Origin of the sequence: Frigoribacterium sp. MCBA15_019 (genome assembly GCF_001864945.1) — a bacterium.
Lineage (GTDB): Bacteria > Actinomycetota > Actinomycetes > Actinomycetales > Microbacteriaceae > Frigoribacterium.
On sequence record NZ_MJGS01000001.1, the window covers coordinates 35558 to 61914 of the forward strand.

Here is a 26357-nt window from a genome sequence, read left to right on the forward strand (position 1 = left end):
CCCGACGGATTCGACGAGCCGGAACCCGCCGCGACCCCTCCGGCGGCTCCGACCCGTCGCCGGCGAGGCCGGGACGCGGACGCCACGGGACCCGTCCCCGTCGTGGGTGATCCGCGTCCTCCACTCGGGGCGACGGGTGGCTCGACGGCACGGGGTGACGGGGGCACCGACCCGTCGTCGTCCCCGTCCACGCTGAGGGACCGTCTCGGGACCGTCGCCGGAGCCCCCGCGGCCTGGCGTGACCGCCTGGCGAAGCCCGCGTCGACGGATGCGACCGACCCGCGCACGTCGGGTGCCCCCGGCGGTTCCGAGCCGCCACGCATCGTGGCACCCGACGGCACGGCCGCCGAGGCCAAGGCGCGAGCCGCCGCGGCCCGCAAGCAGGCACGTCGGGCGTCCAGCGAACGGAGGCGCGTCGAACGTGTCGAGGTCCGTCGCTTCACGCGGCGCAGCCGACACCGTCGAGCGACCCTGGTGTCGCTCGGGGCCGTCGTCCTCCTCCTCGTCGCGTCCGTCGCGGTCGCCGTGTTCTCCCCGCTCCTGTCGTTGCAGACCATCCGCGTCGAAGGGACCGAACGCGTCGACGCCTCGGCCGTCCAGGCAGCACTCGACGGACAGCTCGGGACGCCGCTCGCGATGATCGACTTCGACGAGGTCACCCGCGAGCTCGCGGCCTTCCCCCTGATCGCCAGCTACGTGACCGAGACCGCTCCGCCGCACACGCTCGTCGTCCGCATCCAGGAGCGCCAGCCCGTCGCCACGGTCGCCGCGGGGGAGGGCTTCGAACTCGTCGACCCGGCCGGCGTCGTCGTCCAAGAACTCGAGGCCCGGCAAGAGGGGGTACCCCTCGTCGACGTCGGGGGAGCGGCCCTGGACGGCCCCGCGTACCGCTCGGTCGCCGAGGTGCTGTTGGCGCTGCCGGTCACCCTGCGGTCCACCGTCGACACCGTGACGGCATCGACGGCCGACGACGTGACCCTGCAGCTCACCTCCGGTGAACGGGTCGTGTGGGGCAGCGCCGACGAGTCGGCGAAGAAAGCACAGGTGCTCGCGGGGCTGATCGCGGACCAGGCCCGGCGCGACCCGGGCGCGAGCGTCGAGTACGACGTGTCCGCCCCCGACAACGGGATCATCAGGACGAGATGAGAGGGTGTGTTCGCGACACGCTGGACACCCTGGCGACGGCGCCTGCAGCGCACCCATACCTTGTGACTGCAGAACTTGCATACCATGTACAACTTTAACCTTCAACTGCAGAGTTAAGGTTCAAGCGGAGGCCCGGACGTGACAACGAACCATAACTACCTAGCCGTGATCAAGGTCGTCGGTGTCGGCGGCGGTGGCGTCAACGCCGTCAACCGCATGATCGAACTCGGGCTCCGCGGGGTGGAGTTCATCGCCATCAACACCGACGCCCAGGCGCTGCTGTTGAGCGATGCCGACGTCAAGCTCGACGTCGGTCGCGAGCTCACCCGGGGCCTCGGCGCCGGTGCCGACCCCGAGGTCGGACGCCGTGCGGCCGAGGACCACGCCGAAGAGATCGAAGAAGCCCTCGCGGGTGCCGACATGGTCTTCGTCACGGCCGGCGAAGGCGGTGGCACCGGCACGGGCGGCGCCCCGGTGGTCGCCCGCATCGCCAAGTCGATCGGCGCCCTGACCATCGGTGTCGTCACGAAGCCCTTCGGCTTCGAGGGCAAGCGCCGTCAGGCCCAGGCCGAGGCCGGGGTCGCCGCCCTGAAGGACGAGGTCGACACCCTCATCGTCGTCCCGAACGACCGTCTGCTCGAGATCAGCGAACGCGGCATCAGCATGGTCGAGGCCTTCGGGACGGCCGACCAGGTTCTCCTCGCCGGTGTCCAGGGCATCACCGACCTGATCACCACGCCCGGTCTGATCAACCTCGACTTCGCCGACGTCAAGTCCGTCATGCAGGGCGCGGGTTCGGCCCTCATGGGCATCGGTTCGTCGCGGGGTGCCGACCGCGCCATCAAGGCTGCCGAACTGGCCGTGGCGTCCCCGTTGCTCGAGGCGAGCATCGACGGTGCGCACGGGGTGTTGCTGTCCATCCAGGGCGGTTCGAACCTGGGAATCTTCGAGATCAACGACGCAGCTCGTCTGGTCCAAGAGGCCGTCCACGCCGAGGCCAACATCATCTTTGGTGCCGTGATCGACGACACCCTCGGTGACGAGGTGCGCGTGACGGTCATCGCGGCCGGCTTCGACGGTGGGGAGCCCTCGACCAAGGTGAAGGACCGCCGGTCGAGCTTCGTCGACTCCGAGGGCCCCACGGCGACCTCGGTCGCCGGTGTCTCGGCCATCGCCGACAGCGGTGCGACGCACGAGCCCGCCGCCTGGAAGCGGCCCGAAGAGCCCGCGACCCAGGCCGTCGACCCGGCCTTCGACGACGGTGACGACGACCTCGACGTCCCGGACTTCCTCAAGTAACGACGAGTGACCGATCCGACGAGTGTCGACGGCGACCTGGGCGAGCGTCTCGCCCGGGTCGCCGCGGCCGTCGACGACGCCTGCGCGTCCGCGGGGCGGTCTCGGGACGAGCTCACCACGATCGTCGTCACGAAGTTCCACCCGCCCGGCCTGATCCGTGCGCTGTACTCCCTGGGCGTCCGCGACGTCGGTGAGAACCGTCATCAGGAGGCCCAGGCGAAGGCCGCCGAGTTGAGCGACCTCGAGGGACTCCGGTGGCATTTCGTCGGTCAGTTGCAGTCGAAGAAGGCGCGGCAGGCCCGGCGCTACGCACACGCCGTGCACTCGCTCGACCGTGACTCCGTGGTCGACGCGCTGGCCGACGAGTCCGGTTTCGTCGTCGACGGATTCGTCCAGGTCAACCTGACCGACGACCCCGGCCGCGGGGGAGTCGCCGAACGCGACGTCGAGCGCCTGGTCGAGAGAGTGCTCTCGACCCCCGGGCTGCGGCTGCGGGGCGTCATGGCCGTCGCGCCCTTGGACGAGGAGGCGCGACCCGCCTTCGCGCGCCTCCGAGCGGTCTCCGAACGGGTGCGGTCCCTCGAGGCCACGGCCGACGCGATCTCGGCCGGCATGTCCCCCGACTTCGCCGAGGCCGTCGCCGAGGGCGCGACACACCTACGGATCGGCACGGCAATCACGGGTTCTCGCCCCGATGCTCGTTAATGTCGGTCCTGACGATCCACTGACTCGGAGGAACACCATGGCCAACCCGCTGCGCAAGACGATGGTCTACCTGGGCCTCGCCGACGAAGAGCTCGAGTACGACGAGCAGCCCCACGAGCGAGCGCAGCCCCAGCAGTCGTCGCGACCGCAGGCGGCCGCTCAGGCTCCGGCTCCCGTCGCCCCGGTCCATTCGGCACCCACTGCCGCCCCCGCGCCCACCCGCGCCCCCGTGACGCCCCTGCGTCGCTCCTCGCCCCCGAAGAACACGGTGCCCCACGACATGAACGAGATCCTGACGGTCCACCCCCGCGAGTACAAGGACGCCCAGGCGATCGCCGAGAGCTTCCGTGACGGCATCCCGGTGATCATCAACCTGTCGCAGATGACCGAGGCTGACGCCCGTCGTCTGGTCGACTTCGCGAGCGGACTCTCGCAGGGCCTGTACGGCAAGATCGAGCGCGTGACCAACAAGGTCTTCCTTCTGTCACCGGCGCACATCGCGGTGAGCGGCGAGCAGGCTGAGGTAGAATCCGACATCGAAGCGTCGTTCTTCGCCCAGTCGTGACGAGTCCGTCGTCGCGGCTTCTCCGCGTCGACGTGACGACCTGCCCGCCCGCGAGTCCCCTCGCGCCGACTCGTGTGAGCTGATGACCCCCCGATGATCACTTACCTGATCGCCACGATCGCGTACTACGTGCTGCTGATCTTCTTCCTGCTCATGTGGGCGCGCTTCGTGCTCGACCTGGCTCAGTCGTTCAGTCGCGGCTGGCGGCCCCGAGGGCCGGTTCTCGTGCTGGCCGAGGTGGCCTACACCGTGACCGACCCGCCCATCCGTCGCGTGCGCAAGATCCTGCCGCCCGTGCGGCTCGGTTCGGTGGCACTCGACTTCGGCTGGAGCATCATCATGCTGGCCGTGATCATCCTGATGAGCGTCGCCTCCGGGCTCCGCACCTTCGGCTGACCACGTCGTCGGCGAGCGACAGGGTAGGCTCACTGCAGCGCCCGAACGGCACGACCCCGGCCCGACCGGGTCCCGTTCCTCTACGGTGTAGAAGAACGACACAGACCACGATCACACGATCCAACAGATGCACGAGGTGACGGCAATGGCTTTGACGCCGGAAGACGTAGTCAACAAGCGGTTCCAGCCGACGAAGTTCCGCGAGGGATACGACCAGGACGAGGTCGACGACTTCCTCGACGAGGTCGTCGCCGAGCTGCGACGTCTCAACCAGGAGAACGACGAGCTGCGTCAGCGCCTCTCGTCGGGCGATTCGGCCCCCGTGACGCAGGCCGCCCCCGTGTCGGCCCCCGTGGCCAGCGCCCCGGCTCCTGCGTCGGCACCGGCTCCCGCCTCGGCTCCCGAGGCCGTCGAGCCCGAACCGGTCGTCGAGCCCGAGCCCGTCGTCGCGGCCCCCGCCGCGGTGGCGTCCGCTCCCGCCTACTCGGCCCCGGCCGTGTCCGAGGCCGACGAGACCAGCAGCACCAACAGCCTGCTGCAGCTCGCACGCCGTCTGCACGAAGAGCACGTCCGCGAGGGTGTCGAGAAGCGCGACGCGCTCATCGCCGAAGGCCACGCCACCGCCGCACGACTCGTGTCCGAGGGCGAGGCGCGTCAGCGCGAGGTCGTCGCCGAGGCCGAGACGAAGTCGCGTGACATCGTCGGTGCCGCCGAGACCCAGCAGCGCGAGATCCTCGACCGCCTCAACACCGAGCGCTCGAGCGTCGAACGTCGCATCGACGACCTGCGGTCGTTCGAGCGTGACTACCGCTCCAAGCTCAAGAGCTACATCGAAGGCCAGCTCCACGAGCTCGACGGCGACGGCACGGGTGAGGCCGCCCGGTCGACTCCGGCCAGCGCCCAGGGCTTCGGCTCGAACTAAGGTCTTGTCGAGCGACAAGCCCACCACGAAGGCCAGCGTCCGCGTTCTCGCGACGCTGGCCTTCGTCGCGGTCGTGGCCTACGGCCTCGACCAGGGCACCAAACTGCTGGTCACCCGCACTCTCGTCGAAGGCGGGTCCGTCGACGTCGTCGGCGAGTTCTTCCAACTGCACTTCGTCAAGAACCCCGGTGCCGCCTTCTCGTTCGCGAGCGGCTCGACGTGGATCTTCTCGATCGCCGCCGCCGGTGTCGCCGTCGCGATCCTGATCGTGGCCCGGCGCATCCGATCGCTGGCCTGGTCGATCATGCTGGGCATGCTGCTCGGCGGTACCCTCGGCAACCTCACCGACCGCCTGCTCCGTGAGCCCTCCTTCGGGCAGGGGCACGTCATCGACTTCATCTACTTCCCCTCGCTCCTGCCGGCCATCTTCAACGTGGCGGACGTCTTCATCGTCTCGAGCATGGGGTTGCTCCTCCTGCTCACCTTGCTGGGCATCGGGCTCGACGGCACGCGCACACCGAGCACGAAGAAGGCTCGGGGTTCGGTAGAGGACGGGCGCGACGGCAGTTCTCCGATGGCCGACTCGGCGCCGGACGGCCGGCCGACGACTCGTGACGGTGAGCCGAGCGCTCCTGCCGACGCCGCGCCTCCTGCCGACCGCCGGAGCACTACGTGAGCGAGACGCGCGCCCTCCCGGTGCCCGACGGGCTCGCCGGCGAGCGGGTCGACGCCGCCCTGGCGAAGCTGCTCGGCTTCAGCCGTACCTTCGCGGCCGAGGTCGCGGCCTCGGGTGGGGTGACGGTGGACGGTCGCACCGTCGGCAAGTCGGACCGGCTCGAGGCCGGTGCGTGGCTCGACGTCACGTGGTCACCACGCGAGGCCCCCGCCGTGGTCGCGGTCGACGTACCGGGCATGGCGGTCGTGCACGACGACGACGAGATCGTCGTCGTCGACAAGCCCGTCGGCGTCGCTGCTCACCCCTCGGTGGGGTGGACGGGCCCGACCGTGCTCGGCGGGCTCGCCGCCGCGGGCTTCACCGTGTCGACGTCGGGCGCGTCCGAACGGGCCGGGATCGTCCACCGCCTCGACGTCGGCACCAGCGGACTCATGGTCGTGGCCAAGACCGAGCGGGCCTACACGCTGCTCAAGCAGGCGTTCCGTGAACGGACCGTCGAGAAGATCTACAACGCGGTCGTCCAGGGACACCCCGACCCGTTGACCGGGACGATCGACGCGCCCATCGGACGCCACCCGTCGTCCGACTGGAAATTCGCGGTGGTCGTCGACGGCAAGCCGTCGGTCACCCACTACGAGACGGTCGAGGCGTTCCCGTCGGCCTCGTTGCTCGAGGTCCACCTCGAGACGGGGCGGACCCACCAGATCCGGGTCCACATGGCGGCCCAGCGACACCCTTGTGTCGGTGACGCGACCTACGGGGCCGACCCGACGCTCTCGACGACGCTCGGTCTCACCCGACAGTGGCTCCATGCCGTACAGCTCGGTTTCCGTCACCCCGGGACGGGTGAGCCGGTGGTGTACCGGTCGACCTACCCCACCGACCTGCAGCACGCTCTCGATGTCCTCCGTCGGAGTTAGGCTGTTCCCCTAGTCGCCAGATCCACCACCAGACGAGGAGCCCTGTGGCCTCGAGCAAAGACTCATTCGTCCATCTGCACGTGCACAGCGAGTACTCGATGCTCGACGGTGCGGCCCGGGTCAAGCCCTTGGTCACCGAGGCCGCGGCGCAGGGAATGCCCGCGGTTGCGGTCACCGACCACGGAAACGTGTTCGGCGCCTACGACTTCTGGAAGACCGCGACCGAGGCGGGCGTCAAGCCCATCATCGGCACCGAGGCGTACATCACGCCGGGCACGCACCGGGGTGACAAGACGCGCGTGCGATGGGGCGACGGCGGACGCGACGACGTGTCGGGCTCCGGTGCTTACACGCACATGACCCTGCTGTCCGAGAACACCACGGGCATGCACAACCTGTTCCGCCTCTCGTCCCGGGCCTCGCTCGAGGGCTACTACTTCAAGCCCCGCATGGACCGCGAACTGCTGTCGCAGTACTCCGAGGGTCTCATCGCCACGACCGGTTGCCCGAGCGGCGAGGTGCAGACCCGCCTGCGGCTCGGCCAGTACGACGAGGCGCTCAAGGCGGCCTCCGACTTCCGCGACATCTTCGGCCGAGAGAACTACTTCGCCGAGATCATGGACCACGGACTCGGCATCGAGCGCCAGATCATGGGCGACCTGCTGCGCCTGGCGAAAGACCTCGACCTGCCGCTCGTCGCGACGAACGACCTCCACTACACGCACGAGCACGATGCCACGAGTCACGCGGCACTCCTCTGCGTCCAGTCCGGCTCGACGCTGAACGACCCGAACCGGTTCAAGTTCGACGCCGACGAGTTCTACCTCAAGTCCGCCCAGCAGATGCGACACCTCTTCCGCGACCACCCCGAGGCCTGCGACAACACGCTGCTCATCGCCGAGCGGTGCGACGTGCAGTTCAACACCTCGGCCAACTACATGCCGCGCTACCCGGTGCCCGAGGGCGAGACCGAAGAGACCTGGTTCATCAAAGAGGTCGAGAAGGGTCTCGTGTACCGCTACCCGGCGGGCATCCCCGACGACGTGCGCAAGCAGGCCGAGTACGAGATCGGCGTCATCACCGGCATGGGATTCCCCGGTTACTTCCTCGTGGTCGCGGACTTCATCAACTGGTCGAAGGAGAACGGCATCCGGGTCGGGCCGGGCCGTGGCTCGGGGGCAGGCTCGATGGCCGCCTACGCCATGCGGATCACCGATCTCGATCCGCTGCGCCACGGTCTCATCTTCGAGCGGTTCCTCAACCCCGACCGCGTCTCCATGCCCGACTTCGACGTCGACTTCGACGATCGTCGTCGCGGCGAGGTGATCCAGTACGTCACCGAGAAGTACGGCGACGAACGTGTCGCCCAGATCGTCACGTACGGCACCATCAAGGCGAAGCAGGCCCTGAAGGACAGCTCTCGAGTGCTCGGGTTCCCTTTCGGCATGGGTGAGAAGCTCACCAAGGCCATGCCCCCCGCCGTGATGGGCAAGGACATCCCCCTCACCGGCATCTTCGACAAGCAGCACGAGCGCTACAAAGAGGCCGGCGACATCCGCACCGTGGTCGAGTCCGATCCCGAGGCCAAGACCGTCTTCGACACGGCGCTCGGCCTCGAGGGGCTGAAGCGCCAGTGGGGTGTGCACGCCGCCGGGGTCATCATGTCGAGCGATCCGCTCATCGACATCATCCCGATCATGAAGCGCGAGCAAGACGGTCAGATCGTCACGCAGTTCGACTACCCGGCCTGCGAGTCGCTGGGCCTCATCAAGATGGACTTCCTGGGGTTGCGCAACCTCACGATCATCAACGACGCCCTCGACAACATCAAGACGAACCGTGGCTTCGACCTCGTGCTCGAAGACCTCGAGCTCGACGACCGGGGAGCCTACGAACTGCTGGGGCGCGGCGACACGCTCGGGGTGTTCCAACTCGACGGCGGGCCCATGCGTGGGCTCCTCCGCCTGATGAAGCCCGACAACTTCGAGGACATCTCGGCAGTCATCGCGCTCTACCGGCCGGGCCCCATGGGCGCCAACTCGCACACGAACTACGCCTTGCGCAAGAACGGCGCGCAAGACATCACCCCGATCCACCCCGAGCTCGAAGAGCCGCTGCAAGAGATCCTCTCGACCAGCTACGGCCTGATCATTTACCAAGAGCAGGTCATGGCCATCGCCCAGAAGGTCGCCGGCTTCTCGCTGGGTCAGGCCGACATCCTCCGACGTGCCATGGGCAAGAAGAAGAAGTCCGAGCTCGACAAGCAGTACGCCGGGTTCGAGCAGGGCATGTTCGACAACGGGTTCTCGCCCGATGCCGTCAAGATGCTCTGGGACATCCTGCTGCCGTTCTCCGACTACGCCTTCAACAAGGCGCACTCGGCCGCGTACGGCGTCGTCTCGTACTGGACGGCCTACCTCAAGGCCCACTACCCGGCCGAGTACATGGCCGCCCTGCTCACGAGCACGGGGGACTCCCGAGACAAGCTGGGCCTCTACCTCAACGAGTGCCGCCGGATGGGCATCAAGGTGCTGCCGCCCGACGTCAACGAAAGCATCGGGTTCTTCGCGGCCGTCGGCGACGACATCCGCTTCGGCATGGGGGCCGTGCGCAACGTCGGCTTCAACGTGGTCGACCACGTCATCGCCGCGCGCAAGAAAGAGGGTGCGTTCACCTCCTTCCACGACTTCCTGCGCAAGGTACCGCTGCCCGTGGCGAACAAGCGCACCGTCGAGTCGCTCGTCAAGGCAGGAGCATTCGACTCGCTGGGGTCGACGCGGCGTGCCCTCGTCGAGATCCACGAATCCGCCGTCGAGGCCGCGGTCAGCGAGAAGCGCGCCGAGGCGAACGGCCAGGTCGGCTTCGACTTCGACTCGCTGTGGGACGAGCCCCAGGACGTCCAGCACGTGCCCGAACGTCCCGAGTGGTCGAAACGCGACAAGCTGGCGTTCGAGCGAGACATGCTGGGCCTGTACGTCTCCGACCACCCGCTCGCCGGTCTCGAGCTGCCCCTGGCGAAGCACGCCCAGACGACGGTCACCGACATCCTGGCGAGCGACCCCGCGACGATCGACGGCGAGACGGTCACGATCGCCGGGCTCATCACCAGCGTGCAGCACCGCGTCGCGCGCAACTCGGGCAACCCCTACGGCATCATCACCGTCGAGGACTTCGGGGGCGAGATCTCGGCCATGTTCCTCGGCAAGACCTACCAAGAGTTCGGGCCGTCGCTCGTCGGCGACTCGATCATCGTGCTCAAGGGCCGGGTCAGCGTCCGCGACGACGGCATGAACATGCACGCCGCGAGCATGTTCATGCCCGACCTGGGCGTCGGCGTGAACCACGGGCCGTTGCTCCTGCAGATGCCCGAACACCGGGCCACGCACGACACGGTCACCGAACTGGCGGCGGTGCTCGGTCGTCACGCCGGCGGCACCGAGGTCCGTCTCCGACTCGTCAAGGGCGAGGCCGCCCGCGTGTTCGAGATCCCCATGCCGGTCGACGTCACGGCCGACCTGTTCGGCGAACTCAAGAGCCTGCTGGGTCCCGGCTGCCTCGTGTGAGGTGGTCGGCACCCGGCTGCCGTCGTGAGGTGTGCCCGGTGTCAGTCGTCGAGGTGTACAGGCCTCAGGTACCGTCGGTCGTGGTACAGCAGGGCGTCGTCGTCCTCGCCGACGCCGCCCGTCCCGATGCGCACGACCACGACGGCGTTCCCGTGGACGGGCAACCGCTCGACGACGGTCCCGGTCATCCAGGCGGTCACACCCGTCAGCAGCGGCACTCCGTTCGGGCCGTCGGTCCAGTGGTCCCCGGCGAAGCGCTCGGCGGCGGGACCCGCCATGCGTCGGGCGAGGTCCCGGTTGCGCAGGCCGAGCAGGTGCACGATGACCTGGTCCGTCTCCGAGAGGGCGGGCCACGAACTCGCCGTCCTGGCCATGTTGAAGGTCGCGAGCGGCGGCACGGCGGCCAGCGACGCCAGTGACGTGGCCGTGAACCCGACCGGCGCGCCGTCGCCGTCTCGCGCCGTCACGATCGCGACGCCGGCGGCGTGTCGTCGGAAGGCGTCCTTGAACACCTCGAGGGAGTCGTCGGGCCGCGAGGTCGTCGCGTTGTCGTCCGTCATGCTCCCGACCCTACTGACTAGGCTGGACGGGCCATGATCCAGACCACAGATCTGCGCGGTCTCGCGCCGACCCACGCCCAGCTGCTCGACCTCGTCCCGCGGTCCCACGCCGACGTCGGCGCCGCGACGGACGCCGCCCGGCGTCTCGTCGACGACGTCCGTGAGCGGGGTGCCGCCGCCCTGCGCGACCAGGCGGCACGCTTCGACGGCGTCCGTCCCGACACGCTGCGCGTCACGACGCAGACCATCGACGACGCCGTGGCGGCCCTCGACCCCTTGGTCAAGGAGGCGCTGGTCGAGTCGATCGCGAGGGTCACGCAGGCCAGCCGCGCCCAGGTCCCGGCGCCGACCACGACCCGCCCCGCCCCGGGAGCCGTCATCGAGCAGCGGTGGCAACCCGTCACGCGCGCCGGGGTCTACGTCCCAGGCGGCAAGGCCGTGTATCCCTCCAGCGTGGTGATGAACGTCGTCCCCGCACAGGTGGCGGGAGTGTCGTCGATCGCCCTCGTGTCGCCCGCGCAGAGCGAGCACGGCGGGGGAGTCCACCCGGTCATCCTGGGTGCCGCCGGCCTGCTGGGAATCGACGAGGTGTACGCCATCGGTGGTGCCGGAGCGATCGGTGCGCTCGCCTACGGCGTGCCCGAGCTCGAACTCGAGCCGGTCCAGGTCATCACGGGTCCCGGCAACAACTTCGTCGCCGCGGCGAAGCAGCTCGTGCGCGGTCGAGTCGGCATCGACTCGGTGGCCGGCGCGACCGAGATCCTCGTCATCGCCGACGACTCGGCGGACGCCACGCTGGTCGCCGTCGACCTCATCAGCCAGGCCGAGCACGACGAGGAGGCCTCGGCCGTCCTCGTGACGGACTCAGCCGCCTTCGGAGAGGCCGTCGTCGCCGAGCTGACCCGGCTCGTGCCCCGCACCCTGAGCGCCGCCCGAGTCCGGACCGCCCTCTCCGGTCGCCAATCGGCGGTGGTCCTGGTCGACGACCTGCGGCAGGCCGCCGCCTTCAGCAACGCCTACGGGCCCGAGCACCTCGAGGTGCAGACCCGCGACGACGACGCGGTCCTGGCCGACATCACCGACGCCGGAGCGATCTTCGTGGGGCCCGACACGCCCGTCAGCCTGGGCGACTACCTCGCCGGTTCGAACCACGTCCTGCCCACCAGCGGGCAATCGCGCTTCTCGTCCGGGCTCGGCGCGTTCACGTTCCTCCGGCCCCAGCAGATCGTCCGATACGACGCCGAGGCCCTCGGAGTCGTGGCCGAACGGCTCGTGGCGCTGTCGAACGCCGAACTGCTGCCCGCCCACGGCGAGGCCGTCGCGGCCCGGCTGTCGCGCCCCTGAACCGGGTACCGTCCCCGCGGTAGGGCTCTCGGGTGGCCCGGGCGTCCGACGTCGTCCCGGTCGTCCGATAATCTGGCCGCACCATGTTCTGCCCCTTCTGCCGCCACCCCGACTCCCGAGTCGTCGACTCCCGCACCAGTGACGACGGCACGTCGATCCGTCGTCGCCGGCAGTGCCCGAACTGCGGTCGTCGGTTCAGCACGACCGAGACCGCGAGCCTCAACGTGGTGAAGCGCAACGGCGTCCTCGAACCGTTCAGCCGCGACAAGATCATCTCGGGCGTTCGCAAGGCCTGCCAGGGTCGTCCGGTGACCGACGGCGACCTCGCCGTCCTGGCGCAGAAGGTCGAGGAGGCCGTCCGGGCGAGCGGTGCGTCGCAGATCGAGGCGAACGACATCGGACTCGCCATCCTGCCTCCGCTCCGCGATCTCGACGAGGTGGCGTACCTGCGTTTCGCCAGCGTGTACCAGGCCTTCGACTCGCTCGAGGACTTCGAGGCCTCGATCGGTCAACTGCGCGAAGAGCACGCGTCCCGTCCGCCGTCCACCCGGTCGGTCGACGAGTGAGGACCCCGTACCGCGTCCTCTTCGACGTCGTCTTCGCCAAGATGGACCCCGAGGACGCCCACCATCTCGCGTTCCGGGTCATCAAGGCAATCCCCAAGCTGGGCCTGGCCGGCGTCGTCGGACGCCTGACGGCCCCGGCACCGTCCCTCGCAGTCGAGGCGCTCGGACTCCGCTTCGGCTCACCTTTCGGCGTCGCGGCAGGCTTCGACAAGGACGCCAAGGGCATCGCCGGTCTCGGCGCGCTCGGGTTCGGGCACGTCGAGGTGGGCACGGTGACGGCTCGGCCGCAGCCCGGCAACGAGCGTCCTCGGCTCTTCCGCCTCGTGCCCGACCTCGCCGTCGTGAACCGCATGGGGTTCAACAACTCCGGTGCCCACGCGGCGGCCCTCGAACTCAGCCGTGCACGATCAGCTCCGTCACGGCCCGTCATCGGCGTGAACATCGGCAAGAGTCGCGTCGTGGACGTCGACGACGCGATCGACGACTACCTCGCCAGCACGCGCCTCCTTGCTCCCTTGGCCGACTACCTCGCCGTCAACGTCAGTTCGCCCAACACCCCGGGACTCCGCGGGCTCCAAGAGCTCGACAGGCTCGCCCCGCTCCTCGAGGCCGTCCGCGACGCCGCGGGGCACACCCCGGTGCTGGTCAAGATCGCACCCGACCTCGACGACGACGGGGTTCGCCGCATCGGTGCCCTCGTCACCGAGCTCGGCCTGGCAGGCGTGATCGCGACCAACACGACGGTGTCGAGAGAGGGCCTGGTCACCGAGGGGGCCGTCGTCGAGGCCGCGGGAGCCGGTGGCCTGTCGGGTGCGCCACTCGCCACACGATCCCTCGAGGTCTTGAGGCTCGTCCGGGAGTCCGTCCCGAGCGAGACGTGCGTCATCTCCGTCGGGGGCGTCTCGAGCGCCGAGGACGTCGACGAACGACTACGCGCCGGGGCCACGCTGGTGCAGGGCTACACGGCCTTCCTCTACCGGGGGCCGCTCTGGGCGCGCCAGGTCAACCGAGGGCTCGTCGCCCTGCGTCGGCGACGGCCCACCGCCTGACGAGACCTCCGGTCCATGCAGCCGCCGACGCGAAACGGCGTCACCCGCGAGGGGTGACGCCGTTCGTCGTTCGTCGGCCGGGGCGATGTGCCGCCTAGGCGGTCGGGTATTCGCCGCGCTTGACCTGCGGCTTGGGGAGGCGCATGGGCTTGAGCTGCATCGCTCGCATGGCGGCGTACCACCGGTTGCCCTTGCGGACGTTCTCGGCCCCGTACTTGGCGGCGAGCTTGCGGTTGACGCTCCGGCCGACGATCAGGCAGTCGACGACGGCGAGGGCGAAGAATCCCCAGAGCACGAGCAACGTGATCGACTGGATGGCCGCCGACTGCACGAGCGTCATGGCGATGACGACGACCATGATGGGGATCATGGCCTCGCCCACGCTGAAGCGGGCGTCGACGTGGTCGCGGATGAATCGACGCTGCGGACCCTTGTCACGGTCGGGCAGGAAGCGTTCCTCGCCGTTGGCCAGGCCGACGCGGGCACGGTCACGCTGCTCGGCGAGACGGGCACGCTGCGCCTTCTGGGCTTCTTTGCCCGAAGCGACGAGGGGCCTCTGGTTGGCGGCTTCGCGTTCGCGTCGCGTGGGCGTCGGGCGACCCTTGCCGACCGCGGTCGACTCGGGCTCGGCGACGGTGGTCGTCTCGGTCGTCTTGCTGTCTGGCTTGGCCACGGGAGATCCTCAGGGTTGTCCGAGTTCCTAAGATTACCTGCATGAGCGACTCGCAGCATCCCGTCCGACCCACCGATCCCCGTACTGTCAGCGAACTCGCGGAGGCCGTGCACGCGGGCCTGCCCGCGACGATCGCCGACCTCGGCGCCCTCGTGCGCATCCCTTCCGTCTCGTGGGACGCCTTCGACCCCGAGCACGTGCGACGCAGCGCCGACGCGGTCGCCGCCCTCGTCGAGGGCACGGGTCTCTTCGAGCAGGTGACCGTGAGCAGGGCCCCCATCGGTGGCAGCGGAACCCTCGGTCAGCCCGCCGTGCTCGCGCGCCGTCCGGCTCGGGACGGCAAGCCGACCATCCTCCTGTACGCGCACCACGACGTGCAGCCGCAGGGAGACGACGCCGACTGGGACACCCCTCCCTTCGAGCCGACGGTCAAGGGCGACCGGCTGTACGGGCGCGGAGCGTCCGACGACAAGGCCGGCGTCATGACGCACGTGGCGGCCCTCCGTGCGGTGAACGAGGTGCTCGGAGACGACCTCGGCGTCGGCGTCTCGTTGTTCATCGAGGGCGAGGAGGAGTTCGGTTCCCGCTCCTTCGCCGACTTCCTCGTGCAGCACGAGGACGAGCTCCGTGCCGACGTCATCGTCGTGGCGGACTCCGACAACTGGAGCACGACGGTGCCCGCCATCACCGTCGGCCTGCGTGGCAACGTGACCTTCCGCCTGACCGTCCGCACCCTGGCCCACGCGTCCCACTCCGGCATGCTCGGCGGGGCGGTCCCCGACGCCATGCTGGCCATGGTGAAGCTGCTCGCGACCCTGCACGACGACGACGGCAGCGTGGCCGTGGCTGGGCTGACGAGTCGCGAGGCCGAGCACCCGGAGCAGAGCGAGCAGCAGCTGCGGGACGAGAGCGGTCTGCTCGAGGGCGTGACCCCCATCGGACGCGGTCCCGTCCTGAGCCGGGTGTGGTCGCAGCCGTCCATCACCGTGACCGGCATCGACGCCCCCTCGGTGGCCAACGCGTCCAACACGCTGAGCCCCGAGGTGTCTGTCCGCATCAGCGCCCGCATCGCTCCCGGGCAGACCGCGGAGGACGCCTACGCCGCCCTGGAGGCGCACCTGCGTGAGCACGCACCGTTCGGCGCCCACGTGGAGATCGACGACGTCGACCAGGGCGATCCCTTCCTGGTGGACACGACCGGCACGGCCATCGCCGACGCCACCGTCGCGATGACCGAGGGCTGGGGCGAGGCGCCGGTCCAGACGGGCATCGGCGGGTCGATCCCGTTCATCGCCGACCTCGTCCGGACCTTCCCCGAGGCCCAGATCCTCGTGACCGGCGTCGAGGACCCCGACACTCGAGCGCACAGCCCGAACGAATCGCAGCACCTGGGTGTGCTGCATCGAGCGATCCTCAGCGAGGCGATCCTGCTGGCGCGCCTCGACGCGAGGGGCTGACCGGCGCGACCCGCGCCTCCTCGGCACCGGCGACGACCGGGGGAGGCGCGGGGCCGGACGACAGGGGGAGGCGCGGGTCCGGAACAAAACCGGCCCCCGGCTGCTTACACTGGTCGACGACGAGTGCCCCGCACTCGACCCGGCCCGAAGGAGGCACCATGACCGACATCGCAACCGCTCCCGTCGACGCGAAGGCGCACGGCGTGACGATCACGTCCACCGCCGCGGACAAGGTGAAGAGCCTGCTCACGCAAGAGGGTCGGGACGACCTCCGCCTCCGTGTGGCCGTGCAGCCCGGTGGCTGCTCGGGGCTCATCTACCAGCTGTACTTCGACGAGCGCATGCTCGACGGCGACGCGACGGTCGACTTCGACGGCGTCGAGGTCATCGTCGACAAGATGAGCGTTCCCTACCTCGACGGCGCAGCCATCGACTTCGAGGACACCATCCAGAAGCAGGGGTTCACCATCGACAACCCCAACGCGCAGGGCAGCTGCGCCTGCGGCGACAGCTTCCACTGATCGTCGAGGGGCGGCGTCGAGCCGCGCGTCGAGAGGGGATCATCCGCGAGGGTGGTCCCCTCTCGCGTGTCCCGGTGTCTTCTCGCTCGACGTCGAGAGGCTTCCGGCGCGTGCCGTGCGCTGGGGGGTCGAACCTGCGAGTAAGCTAGGCAGGTCCCCGTCAACACTGGGAACACCCTCCACTGTCGTGTCATCCGAGAGGTAACAGTGCGTTCTAACCGCCGTCTTCGTTGGGCTGCCGCCCCCATGGCAGTCGTCCTGGCTCTCGTGCTAGCGGGGTGCACCACCGACCAGCTGCAGGGGTGGCTGCCCACCACCGCGGGCACGACCAACCACGTGGACCGCGTCATCGGCCTCTGGGTCACCTCGTGGATCGTGTTGCTGATCGTCGGCGTCATCGTGTGGGGCCTGATCATCTGGGTGTGCGTGGCCTACCGCCGACGCAAGGGCCAGACGGGCCTGCCCGTCCAGCTGCGCTACAACATGCCGATCGAGATCTTCTACACGGTCGTGCCCCTGATCCTCGTCCTGGGCTTCTTCGCCTTCACCGCACGCGACCAGGCCGCCATCGAGGCGCCGACCGCGAGCCCCGACGTGAAGATCGACGTCTACGCCAAGCGATGGGCCTGGGACTTCAACTACATTGACCAGCAGAACGAAGACGAGAGCGTCTACTACCAGGGCATCCAGGCACAAGAACTGGGTGACGGCACGATCGACGAGAGCCAGCTCCCCGAGCTCTACCTTCCCGTCGGCAAGACCGTGCAGATCGACCTCAAGTCGCGCGACGTGGCCCACTCCTTCTGGATCATCGACTTCCTCTACAAGAAGGACACGATCCCCGGCAAGACCAACTCGATGTACTTCACGCCCGAGAAAGAGGGCACGTTCAGCGGAAAGTGCGCTGAGCTGTGCGGCGAGTACCACTCGCTGATGCTCTTCAACGTCAAGGTCGTCTCGCAGTCCGAGTACGACCAGTACCTGCAGACGCTCGACGCCGAGGGCAACACCGGCCTGCTGGGCGACCAGTACAACACCAACACCAACCAGCCCGGCACCGAGGCACCTGCCAACGCCGCCGGCACCGAAGACTCCGAGAAGTAAGGCACGGTTCGATGAGCTCAGCCACCGCCACCCGTCCCACCACCGGTGGGACCTCGTCCGGCCAGAACTTCGGAGCCTCGAAGGTCGGCCGCAAGGGCAACGTCGTCGTCAACTGGATCACGTCGACCGACCACAAGACCATCGGGTACATGTACCTGATCACGTCGTTCCTCTTCTTCTGCCTCGGCGGGGTCATGGCGCTGATCATCCGCGCACAACTCTTCGCGCCCGGCCTCGAGATCGTCGCCACCAAAGAGCAGTACAACCAGCTCTTCACGATGCACGGCACGATCATGCTGCTCATGTTCGCCACCCCCCTGTTCTCGGGCTTCGCGAACGTCCTCATGCCGCTCCAGATCGGTGCGCCGGACGTAGCCTTCCCGCGTCTGAACGGCTTCGCCTTCTGGCTGTACTCCTTCGGCTCGATCATCGCCGTCGCCGGCTTCCTCACCCCCCAGGGGGCAGCGTCCTTCGGTTGGTTCGCCTATGCGCCCCTGAGCGACACGACGTTCTCTCCAGGACTGGGTGGAAACCTGTGGGTGTTCGGTCTCGGCCTCACCGGGTTCAGCACGATCCTCGGTTCGGTGAACTTCATCACCACGATCGTCTCGATGCGCGCCCCGGGCATGACCATGTGGCGCATGCCGATCTTCACCTGGAACACCCTGATCACCTCGATCCTCGTGATCATGGCCTTCCCGGTTCTGGCCGCGGCTCTGTTCGGGCTCGGCTTCGACCGCGTCTTCGACGCTCAGGTCTTCAACCCTGCCAACGGTGGCGCCATCCTCTGGCAGCACCTGTTCTGGTTCTTCGGCCACCCCGAGGTGTACATCATCGCCCTGCCGTTCTTCGGCATCGTGTCCGAGGTGTTCCCGGTCTTCAGCCGCAAGCCGATCTTCGGGTACAAGACGCTCGTCTACGCCACGATCTCGATCGCGGCCCTGTCCGTCACGGTGTGGGCTCACCACATGTACGTCACCGGCTCCGTCCTGCTGCCGTTCTTCTCCCTGATGACGATGCTCATCGCGGTCCCCACCGGTGTGAAGATCTTCAACTGGATCGGCACCATGTGGCGTGGTTCGGTCACCTTCGAGACGCCCATGCTCTGGGCCATCGGCTTCCTGATCACCTTCACCTTCGGTGGACTCACCGGCGTCATCCTGGCGTCGCCCCCGCTCGACTTCCACGTGTCCGACACGTACTTCGTCGTGGCGCACTTCCACTACGTCGTCTTCGGCACGGTCGTCTTCGCCATGTTCTCGGGCTTCTACTTCTGGTGGCCGAAGTGGACGGGCAAGATGCTCAACGAGCGCCTCGGCAAGATCCACTTCTGGATGCTGTTCGTCGGTTTCCACACGACGTTCCTCGTGCAGCACTGGCTCGGCGTCATGGGCATGCCCCGTCGCTACGCCACGTACCAGCCCGAGGACCACTTCACGTGGATGAACCAGCTCTCGACCATCGGCGCCATGTTGCTGGGTGTCTCGATCCTGCCGTTCCTCTACAACGTGTACATCACGGCTCGTCGCGCGCCCAAGGTCGAGGTCAACGACCCGTGGGGCTACTCACGTTCGCTCGAGTGGGCGACGTCCTGCCCGCCGCCGCGGCACAACTTCACGTCGATCCCGCGCATCCGTTCCGAGTCGCCGGCCTTCGACCTGAACCACCCCGAGGCCGGACTGCCCGTCGGCATCGGCCCGGTGAAGGACGCACCTGACGCCCCCACGTACGACGCGTCCAGCGAGAAAGTGAAGTAGCCCCGATGAAGACCAACGCGACGCTGTTCTGGATCCTCGCGATCTTCTTCTTCCTCATGTGCGCGGTCTACGTGCTCTGGAGCCTGCTCGACACCGGCCAGGTCGAATGGGCGGGCACGCTGGGCATCGGTCTGGCCGGCATGCTCGGCGCCTTCTTGGCTTTCTACATGGGCCGCTCGCACGCCACCCAGGGGGGCGAGCTGCCCGAGGACCGTCTGGACGCCAACATCGACGACGGTGACCCCGAGATGGGCTTCTTCAGCCCGTGGTCGTGGTGGCCCATCATCCTCGCTGCTGGTTGCAGTCTCATCTTCCTGGCGTTGGCAGTCGGCATGTGGATCATCTACATCGGTGCCGCTCTGACGGCCGTGGCCCTCGTCGGCTGGGTCTACGAGTACTACCGCGGCAACTTCGCACACTAGTTCGCCTGCTCGTTCGAGCGGGAAGGGCGTCGGTCTTCGGACCGGCGCCCTTCGTCGTCTCACGTCTGGCGAGAGGCTCACGACGGCAGCCTCGAGGGAGCGCCATCGGCCGTCGGTCATCAACCTGACGATCTCATGACGTCAGCCCCGCGACTGACGGTAGACCCACAAGACCAGTTGGGGAGTGTGGGTCTCGACGGCCCTGGCGACGACAGCAGCACGCGCTGCTGCAGGGGCCCCTGATCCCGACGCTCTGGCCGGCAGTGGGCGGCCAGCCAGCCCGTACCGTGGGCGGCAAGCCAGGCCCTACCGTACGTGGCAGGCCAAGCCGCACCGCGCGGGGCAGGCCAGGCCGCACCGTGGGGGTGGTAGACCAGGCCTCACCGCGGGGTGGCAAGCAAGGCCGTACTCGTGGGGGAGAGACCTCTTCGATAAAGCAGAGGCCCGCTCTTCCGGTATCTGGTCCACGTGAAGCTCCTCGCCGTCATGGCTCCTGGCGACGACTCGGCCCAGGATCTTTGCTGGCCACTAGGGGCCAGCCTGAGGGCCATCTAGAGTCCGCGAGGTTGGCCGGTCTCGGCGGGGCCGACGGAGGCCGCGTGCATACCGTCCTCCGGCAGTGGGTCACGCCCACGGAGCAGCCATGACGCTCTGCACCTCATCCGCGTAGGGAATCCGCCTTCGGCGCGACCAGGAAGCGTCTCACCGGTGCTATGGGACCCGCGGGACCATGCTCTGTGAGGCGAGGACAGAAGACAGTCGTCAGATGAGGGCAGGCGGAGTGGCGCCCGGGAGGTCGAGCCCGTGTCTGCTCACTGACCGGGAGGAACCGGCAGCCACCGGGCCGAGTCACGTCCTGTCGACGACGAGCGCCGGCACGGAGGCCATGAGCGGGGGAGGGACCTGTCGTGATCCTCGACTGCGTACGCGCCAGCTGAGGGTCGGACGGCAGGGACGAGGACGGGAGCCCGACGAGCGGGCAAGGCCGACCTGGTGGGCGCGTCGTCGTGGCGAGACGAAGAGGCCCTGGTCTGCCCCGGGCAGCCCACCACCTCGAGCGAACGTCGTGGACGCGGCCGAGAGATGCTGAGTCGGGCGGGCTCTCTACGAGGGGCGGGGGCTGCTCACGTCCGCTCGTGGCCGTCTCCCGGGGGTGCATGCCGGCGCTGGTACGGCTGAGCCGGGAGGGCAACTCGGCGCTCCCTGTGAGTACGGCCGGGGGCATGCCGGTTTCCCCAGGGAATGCCGAAGGCCCGGCTGCACAGAGCGTGCAACCGGGCCTCGGGTATCGGAAGGTCAGTGGCCTTCGTCGTGGTGCGATGCCTCGATCTCGGAACGCTTCACCGGAGCGATGCGGTCCTCGAAGAAGAACGACGATGCCGACGCACGAGCCCGCTGCAGGGCCGTGATCTTCCCGTTGGCGTTCGGACGGACCATGAGGGGCTCGTACTCGTTGAAGTCGAGCAGACGCCAGCGCTCGTACTCGTCGAGCTGCTCGTGCACCTCGATGTACTCGCCACCCGGCAGACGGACGATGCGTCCCGACTCGTAGCCGTGCAGAGCGATCTCGCGGTCCTTCTTCTGAAGGGCGAGGCAGACACGCTTCGTGACCCAGAAGGCGATGAACGGGCCGAGGATCAACGCTGCCTGGCAAGCGTGGATCACGTAGTTCAACGACAGGTGGAAGTGGGTCGCCATGATGTCCGAGCTCGCCGCCGCCCAGAGGCTGGCGTAGAACACGATGCCGGCCGCACCGATGGCGGTGCGTGTGGGGGCATTGCGAGGTCGGTCGAGGATGTGGTGCTCGCGCTTGTCGCCGGTCACCCAGGCCTCGAAGAACGGGTAGAGCAGGACCACGACGATGAAGAGACCGAGCACCGTGATCGGAACCAGGATGTTCATCGAGACCGTGTAGCCGAAGGCGACGAACTCCCAACCCGGGGGCACGAGGCGCAGGGCCCCGTCCGCGAAGCCGATGTACCAGTCAGGTTGTGTACCTGCCGACACGGGGGAGGGGTCGTAGGGCCCGTAGTTCCAGATGGGGTTGATCGTGAACAGCGAGGCGATCAGGACGATGACGCCGAAGACGATGAAGAAGAATCCACCGGCCTTCGCAGCGAACACGGGCATGACCGGAACGCCCACGACGTTCTGGTTGGTCTTGCCGGGACCGGCGAACTGCGTGTGCTTGTTGATGATCAGCAGCAGCAGGTGCACGCCCAGCAGGGCGATCAGCAATGCGGGCAGCAGCATGATGTGCAGCGAGTAGAAGCGGCCGACCATGTCGGTCCCCGGGAACTCACCGCCGAACACGAGGTACGAGATCCAGACGCCGATCACGGGGATGCCCTTGATCATCCCGTCGATGATGCGCGCACCGTTGCCCGAGAGCAGGTCGTCGGGAAGCGAGTATCCGGTGAAGCCCTCGGCCATGGCGAGGATCCACAGCGTGAAGCCCACGACCCAGTTGATCTCGCGGGGCTTGCGGAACGCGCCGGTGAAGTAGACGCGCAGCATGTGCAGCATGATCGCCGCGACGAACAGCAGGGCCGCCCAGTGGTGGATCTGCCGGAAGAGCAGACCACCGCGGATGTCGAACGAGATGTCGAGCGTCGACGCCATGGCGGCCGACATGTTGAGGCCCTTGAGCGGAACGTACGAACCGTTGTAGTTGACCTCGGCCATCGACGGCTGGAAGAAGAACGTCAGGAACGTGCCCGAGAGCAGGATGACGACGAACGAGTACAGCGCGACCTCGCCCAACATGAACGACCAGTGGTCGGGGAAGATCTTGCGACCCACCTCTTTGACCAGGCCGGACATGCTCGTGCGCTCGTCGATGTAGTTCGCCGTAGCGCCGAGGAATTTGTTGGTCTTCGTCGGGGCGAAGGCCGGAGCCTTGCCGATGTTGTCCGACGTGGCCGGTTCGGCACCCTGTGCCGGGGTGGTGGTGATCACTTTTCGCGCTCCCAGAAGCTCGGGCCCACAGGTTCGTGGAAGTCGCTCTGCGCGACGAGGTACCCGTCGGCGTCGACCGTGATGGGCAGCTGCGGCAGGGGGCGCTTGGCGGGCCCGAAGATCACTTCGCAGTTGTTCGTCACGTCGAACGTGGACTGGTGGCAGGGGCAGAGCAGGTGGTGTGTCTGCTGTTCGTAGAGGGCCACGGGGCACCCGACGTGCGTGCAGATCTTGGAGTAGGCGACGATTCCGTCGTACTGCCAGTCTTCGCGTCCTTCGGCCGGATTGAGATCTTCCGGCTTGAGGCGCATGAGAAGGACGGCCGCTTTGGCTTTCTCTTCGAGCAGGTGTTCTGATTCGTTGAGGTTCTCGGGGATGACGTGGAACACCGATCCGAGGGTGACGTCCGACGCCTTGATGCGGGTGCCGGAGGGGTCGGCGGCGAGGTGCATGCCTTCTTCCCACAGCGTGTGGCGCAGGACGGCATTGGGATCTTCGGCGGGCGCGAGGTCGCGGAACAGCACGACGGCCGGCAGGGGAGTCGCGACGAGTGCACCGATCAGGCTGTTGCGGATGAGCGAACGGCGACCGAAGCCACTCTCGTGGTTGCCCAACGCGAAGACCTCGACGGCCTTCTCACGCGTCGGCTCGGAGCCGCGCGTGTCGTGGCGCATCTCGGTGATCTCTCGAGCCGGCATGAGCGTCTTGGACCAGTGAACCGCACCGATCCCGACCGACAGCAGTCCGAGGGCGATCCCGAGACCGAGGAACAGGTTGTTCAGTCGGACCGAACCCGAGTCGCCCGACGTGATCGGGAACGCGACGTAGGCGCCGATGGCGGCGATGCTGCCGACGATCGACAGGAAGAAGAACAGGCTGACCTGGCGTTCGGCACGCTTCTCGACCTTGGGGTCGATGTCGGTGACGCGATCGCGGTGCGGCGGCTCACCCGGGTTCTGGAACACGTCGGACGTCACGACCGCCGTGCCGGCCGAGACCTGTCGAGGCTCGCGCTTCTCGACAGCCGAGCCCGCCATGGGGGCCTCGTCGTCGTGCTCTGCCATTGATTCTGCCTTTCGTGAAGTACGGAGAGAACGCGGGTCAGTTCGACCGGGCGGTCAGCCAGATGGTGATCGCGACGATCGCACCGAGCCCGAAGATCCAGATGAATAGACCTTCGGCGACGGGGCCGAGGCTCCCGAGCTCGAATCCACCCGGCGACGGGTTGTTCTCGACGTACTTGAGGTACGTGATGATGTCGGCCTTGTCTTGGGGCGACAGGTTGAGGTCGTTGAAGACCGGCATGTTCTGCGGGCCCGTCTGCATGGCCTCGTAGATGTGGTGGGCGGTCACCCCGTCGAGTGCGGGGGCGAACTTGCCCTGGGTGAGTGCCCCACCCGCTCCGGCCACGTTGTGGCACATGGCGCAGTTGATGCGGAACAGCTCGGCACCGTTGGTCGTGTCGCCGTCGGCCTGGAGCAGCGACTCGTCGGGGATCGCGGGCCCGGGGGCGAGCGACGCGACGTAGGCGGCCATGGCGGCGACCTGCTCGTCGGAGAACTGCGTCGGCTTCTGTTCGGCCTGCGGGCCGTTGACGGCCATGGGCATGCGTCCCGTGCCGACCTGGAAGTCGACCGAGGCGGCTCCGACGCCGATCAGGCTCGGACCGCTGTCGGTGCCGGCCGCGCTCAGGCCGTGGCAGGTCGCGCAGTTCGAGGCGAAGAGCTTCTGGCCCTCGTCGATGCTCTGCTGCGAGGTCGCGGTCGCACTGCTCTCGTCCGCCGAGGCGGTCGAGGAGAAGAGTGCGTAGGCACCGCCCGTGGTGAGCAGACCGACCAGCAACAGGGAGGCGGTGGCGACGGGGCCGCGACGGCCGGCCTTCTTGGTGCGTCGGGAGGACGAGGTTCTCGTGAACATGCTGTGCAGACGATCCAATGCCTATTTGAGGAGGTAGATGACGATGAAGAGGCCGATCCAGACCACGTCGACGAAGTGCCAGTAGTACGACACCACGATGGCCGTCGTCGCCTCTTTGTGCCCGAAGTTCTTGACCGCGTACGCGCGACCGATGGTGAGCAGGAAGGCGATCAGACCACCGATGACGTGGGCCCCGTGGAAGCCGGTCGTCATGTAGAAGGCCGAGCCGTAGGCGCTCGAGCTGAGGGTGACGTGCTCGGAGATGAGGGTCGCGTACTCGAAGACCTGACCGCAGACGAAGACCGCGCCCATGGCGTAGGTGAGGAAGAACCACTCGACCATGCCCCAGCGGCTGACCTGGAACAGGCGGCCCGTGCGGTGCGGCTGCATGCGCTCGGCGGCGAACACTCCGAACTGGCAGGCGACCGAGGACAGCACCAGGGTGATGGTGTTGGTCAGCGCGAACGGCACGTTGTGCAGGGCCGTCTGATCGGCCCACAGGCCGGGAGACGTCGAGCGGAGCGTGAAGTAGATCGCGAAGAGGCCGGCGAAGAACATGACCTCGCTGCCGAGCCACACGATGGTGCCCACGGCAACCGTGCTGGGTCGATTGACGACAGGGCCGCCAGAAGGTCTCGAGAGAGAGGTACTTGTCACGAGGTCCATTATGCCTGGTAAGTCGCCTTGGGTTTGCGCTCGAAACCCCGGGTCGGGAATTTCCCTTGACGCCGAGACATCGGAGCGCCATATGATCCGCCGGTAGCCTGGGCCCATGACCTCCGAGCTCACCTGGCCCTCGATCATCGACGCGCTCCTCACCGGGCGCGACCTCTCGATCAGCGAGGCCACGTGGTCCATGGAGCAGGTCATGACGGGCGACGTGACCCCTGCCCAGCTCGGGGCCTTCCTGGTCGCCCTCCGTGCCAAGGGCGAGACGGTGGACGAGATCGTTGGCTTCCGCGATGCCGTCCTCTCTCATGCCGTGCCCCTCCCGGTCGACAGCATGGCGGTCGACATCGTCGGAACGGGTGGTGACCGCTTCGGGACGGTGAACGTCTCGACAATGGCCTCGGTCGTCGTGGCGGCGACCGGTGTGCCGGTCATCAAGCACGGCAACCGGGCGGCGAGCTCGTCGTCCGGCTCGTCGGACGTGCTGTCGGCCCTCGGCATCGACCTGACCATCGGGGCCGACCGCGTGGCGGAGGTCTTGCGCGAGGCGGGGTTGACCTTCGCCTTCGCCGCCGCCTTCCATCCGGGCTTCGGCAACGCCGCCGCCGTACGTCGCGAGATCGGCGTCCCGACGGTCTTCAATTTCCTGGGGCCCCTGGTGAACCCGGCACGACCCGAGGCGAGCGCGGTCGGCGTCGCGTCGCTCGACAAGGTGCCGCTGATCGTCGGCGTGTTCCAGACGCGCGGCGCGACCGCCCTCGTGTTCCGCGGGGACGACGGCCTCGACGAACTGACCACGACGGGTCACAGCCACATCTGGGAGGTCACCGGGGGGTCGGTGACCGAGCACGACCTCGATCCCCTCGAGTTGGGCATCCCCCGCGCGCGCATCTCCGACCTCGTCGGGGGGGACGCGGCGCACAACGCGGGCATCGCCCGTGAGGTCCTCGCGGGGGAGCGCGGTCCGGTCCGCGACATCGTGCTGCTCAACGCCGCGGCCGGACTGGTGTCCTACGGGCTGGCGGCTGATCCGGGCCAGCGCGAACGGCCCCTCCTCGCTCGTTTCCGGGAGCAGCTGGACGTCGCGGCCCGGGCCGTCGACTCGGGCGCGGCGATCGCGAAACTGGACCAGTGGGTGGCGGCGACCCGCGCCTCCTGAGGTGCACCG

Annotated in this window: 24 protein-coding genes; 18 read left to right on the forward strand and 6 right to left on the reverse strand. The window is 68.1% G+C overall.

From position 1 onward, the window contains the following. Window positions 1-102: 102 nt before the first annotated feature. From BIV04_RS00165 to dnaE, 9 genes are all read left to right on the forward strand, one after another. On the forward strand, window positions 103-1146 hold the full coding sequence (locus BIV04_RS00165) for an FtsQ-type POTRA domain-containing protein (RefSeq protein ID WP_255364087.1): 1044 nt from the start codon (window positions 103-105) through the stop codon (window positions 1144-1146). Window positions 1147-1284: 138 nt separating this feature from the next. Next, complete coding sequence (gene ftsZ / locus BIV04_RS00170; RefSeq protein WP_054146791.1) at window positions 1285-2445, forward strand: cell division protein FtsZ; 1161 nt, start codon at window positions 1285-1287, stop codon at window positions 2443-2445. Between the two features lie 6 nt (window positions 2446-2451). Continuing rightward, window positions 2452-3150 (forward strand): YggS family pyridoxal phosphate-dependent enzyme, encoded by a 699-nt coding sequence (locus BIV04_RS00175; RefSeq protein WP_071253236.1) that lies wholly within the window; start codon window positions 2452-2454, stop codon window positions 3148-3150. A 37-nt stretch (window positions 3151-3187) separates the two neighbouring features. Then, window positions 3188-3715, forward strand: a complete 528-nt coding sequence (locus tag BIV04_RS00180; RefSeq protein ID WP_054146793.1) for a cell division protein SepF — start codon at window positions 3188-3190, stop codon at window positions 3713-3715. A gap of 93 nt (window positions 3716-3808) precedes the next feature. Beyond that, the gene (locus BIV04_RS00185) at window positions 3809-4111 is read left to right on the forward strand and encodes a YggT family protein (RefSeq protein ID WP_071253237.1); all 303 of its coding nucleotides are present in this window, start codon (window positions 3809-3811) and stop codon (window positions 4109-4111) included. 145 nt (window positions 4112-4256) lie between these two features. Next, a complete protein-coding gene (locus tag BIV04_RS00190) occupies window positions 4257-5033 on the forward strand; it encodes a DivIVA domain-containing protein (protein ID WP_071254550.1) in 777 nt (258 codons plus the stop codon). 4 nt (window positions 5034-5037) lie between these two features. Next, entirely contained in the window at window positions 5038-5709 is a 672-nt protein-coding gene (gene lspA, locus BIV04_RS00195; protein WP_071253239.1) for a signal peptidase II, read from the forward strand. Continuing rightward, window positions 5706-6629 carry an RluA family pseudouridine synthase gene (locus tag BIV04_RS00200; RefSeq protein ID WP_071253241.1) on the forward strand — a complete coding sequence of 308 codons (924 nt, stop codon included), beginning with the start codon at window positions 5706-5708 and terminating at the stop codon, window positions 6627-6629. The genes lspA and BIV04_RS00200 overlap by 4 nt, the downstream gene beginning before the upstream one ends. Window positions 6630-6727: 98 nt before the next feature. Next, on the forward strand, window positions 6728-10192 hold the full coding sequence (gene dnaE / locus BIV04_RS00205; protein ID WP_071254552.1) for a DNA polymerase III subunit alpha: 3465 nt from the start codon (window positions 6728-6730) through the stop codon (window positions 10190-10192). 41 nt (window positions 10193-10233) lie between these two features. Here the strand turns inward: dnaE and BIV04_RS00210 are convergent, their stop codons facing one another. Continuing rightward, window positions 10234-10752: a flavin reductase family protein gene (locus BIV04_RS00210; protein WP_071253243.1), complete on the reverse strand. Its 519-nt coding sequence runs from the start codon at window positions 10750-10752 to the stop codon at window positions 10234-10236. Between the two features lie 33 nt (window positions 10753-10785). Between BIV04_RS00210 and hisD the strand changes: the two genes are divergently transcribed. From hisD to BIV04_RS00225, 3 genes are all read left to right on the forward strand, one after another. Beyond that, window positions 10786-12096: a histidinol dehydrogenase gene (gene hisD, locus BIV04_RS00215; protein WP_071253245.1), complete on the forward strand. Its 1311-nt coding sequence runs from the start codon at window positions 10786-10788 to the stop codon at window positions 12094-12096. An 83-nt stretch (window positions 12097-12179) separates the two neighbouring features. Next, the gene (gene nrdR, locus BIV04_RS00220) at window positions 12180-12662 is read left to right on the forward strand and encodes a transcriptional regulator NrdR (RefSeq protein ID WP_071253248.1); all 483 of its coding nucleotides are present in this window, start codon (window positions 12180-12182) and stop codon (window positions 12660-12662) included. Continuing rightward, window positions 12659-13711 (forward strand): quinone-dependent dihydroorotate dehydrogenase, encoded by a 1053-nt coding sequence (locus BIV04_RS00225; protein ID WP_255364089.1) that lies wholly within the window; start codon window positions 12659-12661, stop codon window positions 13709-13711. Before nrdR ends, BIV04_RS00225 begins: the two co-directional genes overlap by 4 nt. A 94-nt stretch (window positions 13712-13805) precedes the next feature. On the opposite strand, the gene BIV04_RS00230 is transcribed toward BIV04_RS00225, so the two are convergent. Next, window positions 13806-14384 carry a DUF3043 domain-containing protein gene (locus tag BIV04_RS00230; protein WP_054146162.1) on the reverse strand — a complete coding sequence of 193 codons (579 nt, stop codon included), beginning with the start codon at window positions 14382-14384 and terminating at the stop codon, window positions 13806-13808. Between the two features lie 41 nt (window positions 14385-14425). Here BIV04_RS00230 and BIV04_RS00235 point away from each other — a divergent pair, with 41 nt between their 5' ends. From BIV04_RS00235 to BIV04_RS00255, 5 genes are all read left to right on the forward strand, one after another. Next, window positions 14426-15841: a dipeptidase gene (locus BIV04_RS00235; protein ID WP_071253250.1), complete on the forward strand. Its 1416-nt coding sequence runs from the start codon at window positions 14426-14428 to the stop codon at window positions 15839-15841. A gap of 158 nt (window positions 15842-15999) precedes the next feature. Continuing rightward, entirely contained in the window at window positions 16000-16362 is a 363-nt protein-coding gene (gene erpA / locus BIV04_RS00240; protein WP_043594936.1) for an iron-sulfur cluster insertion protein ErpA, read from the forward strand. A 246-nt stretch (window positions 16363-16608) separates the two neighbouring features. Then, on the forward strand, window positions 16609-17466 hold the full coding sequence (gene coxB / locus BIV04_RS00245) for a cytochrome c oxidase subunit II (protein ID WP_082059956.1): 858 nt from the start codon (window positions 16609-16611) through the stop codon (window positions 17464-17466). An 11-nt stretch (window positions 17467-17477) separates the two neighbouring features. Next, complete coding sequence (gene ctaD, locus BIV04_RS00250) at window positions 17478-19223, forward strand: cytochrome c oxidase subunit I (RefSeq protein WP_082059957.1); 1746 nt, start codon at window positions 17478-17480, stop codon at window positions 19221-19223. A gap of 5 nt (window positions 19224-19228) precedes the next feature. After that, a complete protein-coding gene (locus BIV04_RS00255; protein ID WP_054146161.1) occupies window positions 19229-19645 on the forward strand; it encodes a cytochrome c oxidase subunit 4 in 417 nt (138 codons plus the stop codon). A 1296-nt stretch (window positions 19646-20941) separates the two neighbouring features. Here the strand turns inward: BIV04_RS00255 and BIV04_RS00260 are convergent. Genes BIV04_RS00260 through BIV04_RS00275 form a run of 4 tightly spaced genes read right to left on the reverse strand, consistent with a single transcriptional unit; the run spans window position 20942 to window position 25186 of the window. Then, the gene (locus BIV04_RS00260; protein ID WP_055977003.1) at window positions 20942-22552 is read right to left on the reverse strand and encodes a cytochrome bc complex cytochrome b subunit; all 1611 of its coding nucleotides are present in this window, start codon (window positions 22550-22552) and stop codon (window positions 20942-20944) included. A 47-nt stretch (window positions 22553-22599) separates the two neighbouring features. Next, window positions 22600-23667 carry a ubiquinol-cytochrome c reductase iron-sulfur subunit gene (locus BIV04_RS00265; RefSeq protein ID WP_083396023.1) on the reverse strand — a complete coding sequence of 356 codons (1068 nt, stop codon included), beginning with the start codon at window positions 23665-23667 and terminating at the stop codon, window positions 22600-22602. 37 nt (window positions 23668-23704) lie between these two features. After that, complete coding sequence (locus tag BIV04_RS00270) at window positions 23705-24520, reverse strand: c-type cytochrome (protein WP_054146200.1); 816 nt, start codon at window positions 24518-24520, stop codon at window positions 23705-23707. A 21-nt stretch (window positions 24521-24541) separates the two neighbouring features. Then, window positions 24542-25186 carry a heme-copper oxidase subunit III gene (locus tag BIV04_RS00275; protein WP_082059958.1) on the reverse strand — a complete coding sequence of 215 codons (645 nt, stop codon included), beginning with the start codon at window positions 25184-25186 and terminating at the stop codon, window positions 24542-24544. A gap of 106 nt (window positions 25187-25292) precedes the next feature. Here BIV04_RS00275 and trpD point away from each other — a divergent pair, with 106 nt between their 5' ends. Next, a complete protein-coding gene (gene trpD, locus BIV04_RS00280) occupies window positions 25293-26348 on the forward strand; it encodes an anthranilate phosphoribosyltransferase (protein ID WP_071253252.1) in 1056 nt (351 codons plus the stop codon). Window positions 26349-26357 lie beyond the last annotated feature (9 nt).

Bases quoted from the DNA above. Each gene is read 5' to 3' on its own strand.
- BIV04_RS00275 (WP_082059958.1), bottom strand. From the start codon at position 25,186: ATGGACCTCGTGACAAGTACCTCTCTCTCGAGACCTTCTGGCGGCCCT.
- nrdR (WP_071253248.1), top strand. From the start codon at position 12,180: ATGTTCTGCCCCTTCTGCCGCCACCCCGACTCCCGAGTCGTCGACTCC.
- BIV04_RS00210 (WP_071253243.1), bottom strand. From the start codon at position 10,752: ATGACGGACGACAACGCGACGACCTCGCGGCCCGACGACTCCCTCGAG.
- BIV04_RS00235 (WP_071253250.1), top strand. From the start codon at position 14,426: ATGAGCGACTCGCAGCATCCCGTCCGACCCACCGATCCCCGTACTGTC.
- BIV04_RS00265 (WP_083396023.1), bottom strand. From the start codon at position 23,667: ATGGCAGAGCACGACGACGAGGCCCCCATGGCGGGCTCGGCTGTCGAG.
- coxB (WP_082059956.1), top strand. From the start codon at position 16,609: ATGGCAGTCGTCCTGGCTCTCGTGCTAGCGGGGTGCACCACCGACCAG.
- BIV04_RS00190 (WP_071254550.1), top strand. From the start codon at position 4,257: ATGGCTTTGACGCCGGAAGACGTAGTCAACAAGCGGTTCCAGCCGACG.
- hisD (WP_071253245.1), top strand. From the start codon at position 10,786: ATGATCCAGACCACAGATCTGCGCGGTCTCGCGCCGACCCACGCCCAG.
- dnaE (WP_071254552.1), top strand. From the start codon at position 6,728: ATGCTCGACGGTGCGGCCCGGGTCAAGCCCTTGGTCACCGAGGCCGCG.
- trpD (WP_071253252.1), top strand. From the start codon at position 25,293: ATGACCTCCGAGCTCACCTGGCCCTCGATCATCGACGCGCTCCTCACC.
- BIV04_RS00180 (WP_054146793.1), top strand. From the start codon at position 3,188: ATGGCCAACCCGCTGCGCAAGACGATGGTCTACCTGGGCCTCGCCGAC.
- ctaD (WP_082059957.1), top strand. From the start codon at position 17,478: ATGAGCTCAGCCACCGCCACCCGTCCCACCACCGGTGGGACCTCGTCC.
- erpA (WP_043594936.1), top strand. From the start codon at position 16,000: ATGACCGACATCGCAACCGCTCCCGTCGACGCGAAGGCGCACGGCGTG.
- BIV04_RS00185 (WP_071253237.1), top strand. From the start codon at position 3,809: ATGATCACTTACCTGATCGCCACGATCGCGTACTACGTGCTGCTGATC.
- BIV04_RS00270 (WP_054146200.1), bottom strand. From the start codon at position 24,520: ATGTTCACGAGAACCTCGTCCTCCCGACGCACCAAGAAGGCCGGCCGT.
- BIV04_RS00255 (WP_054146161.1), top strand. From the start codon at position 19,229: ATGAAGACCAACGCGACGCTGTTCTGGATCCTCGCGATCTTCTTCTTC.